Here is a 1,293-nt window from a genome sequence, read left to right as displayed (position 1 = left end):
GCATGGAAATGACAAATATTCGCCCTTTTCGCCGCTTTTCCACCCTATTACCCCGCCACTTTCACTCTTAGGCTACAACCACGTACATTCAGCCTGAGAGATCCGTTGCGGAAATAACGCCCTGTTAAGGGGTGACCAACGCTAACCACCCAACCTAAACATTTACACCGTAAACACTTTTACCAAATTTAACACCAAACCGCCAAGCGTTGGGAATCCCTCTTGAACAGTTTGTTAGTTGCCAGACCCAAGGCTTTGATTTGAAGTTAATTTCCGCTTTGCCAACACGACCTTTACGTATTTTGTAAAACTCAAATCAGGCGCAGTTTAAATCGCCTGTCACTGAAACCACTTGGAACAAGCAACGCGGCAGAAAACGGTCTATAACACCAAAAAGCCCTTTTGGACTGATAATTTAACCGAGCTGACTTTCAACAAGCTAATCAGCGTCTGAAACAGAAAAACCAAACCGTACAAGAAATCAAAGCACGATTTTCACAAACCCAAATAGCTGGAAATTGAAATACGAAAACCTAGCCAAAAACATACGGACATTAGCCCCAAACATTCTGCTTTAGGAACGTTTTTTCTCGTTGGCAACTAACGCCGCGTTAAGTGGTGAACAACGCTACCACCAGACCTAAACTATTAGGCCGCAAACACAAAATTAAAAGTAAACCAAAACTGCCAAGCGTTGTGAATCCGTCTTGAACGCTTTGTTATGTGCGTACTAAAGACATTGGTACAAACCTAATTCCATTGAACTCAGCTTCTTCACCTGTTGCTACGAAACCATTCCGATTGTAGAACCCACCGATGAACGCAGGCTAACTTCACGAGCATCTGTCTGATTGAGCAAATGATGCAATAAGGTACGGCCTAAACCTGATCCCTGCTGTGAATTTGCAACAAACAAATGTGTTAAATAATTCCCATCACGCAAAGCAGCAAAACCAAGTATTTCCCCATCCGATACAGCCTTAATTGATGAAAACTTCTCATCATTGAAAGTAGTCGCTAGGTCAGGCAATACTCTGTCCTTATACTCTTGCTTTCCTTGTGCTTTAAGCAGTGGAAGTACATCCTTGGCAGAAACCTCTGACACCTGTCTTATTACTGCGTCTAAATCCGATTTTTGGACCTTCTGAATTTCCATATTTCCTCCAAGCACATAACGCGCAGTTAAGGTGTGAGAGACGCACATGCACCCTAACCTAAAATAAACTCTGATAAATCCGTGCCTATTTGGGCACTAAAACCCCAATGCGTTTCGAATCGCCTTGAACGTCTTGT

The 1,293-nt window shown here is 42.9% G+C and carries 1 pseudogene; it reads right to left on the bottom strand.

The features are described 5' to 3' along the window. Positions 1-719 precede the first annotated feature (719 nt). A pseudogene (locus NL645_RS23035) lies at positions 720-1,156 on the bottom strand (GNAT family N-acetyltransferase). Positions 1,157-1,293 lie beyond the last annotated feature (137 nt).

It is taken from the genome of Vibrio sp. Y51_MX_L26, from assembly GCF_024181935.1.
Classification (GTDB): Bacteria; Pseudomonadota; Gammaproteobacteria; order Enterobacterales; family Vibrionaceae; genus Vibrio; species Vibrio diabolicus.
Note: the sequence above shows the minus strand (reverse complement) of the source record. Positions and strands in the feature narration are given on the sequence as shown.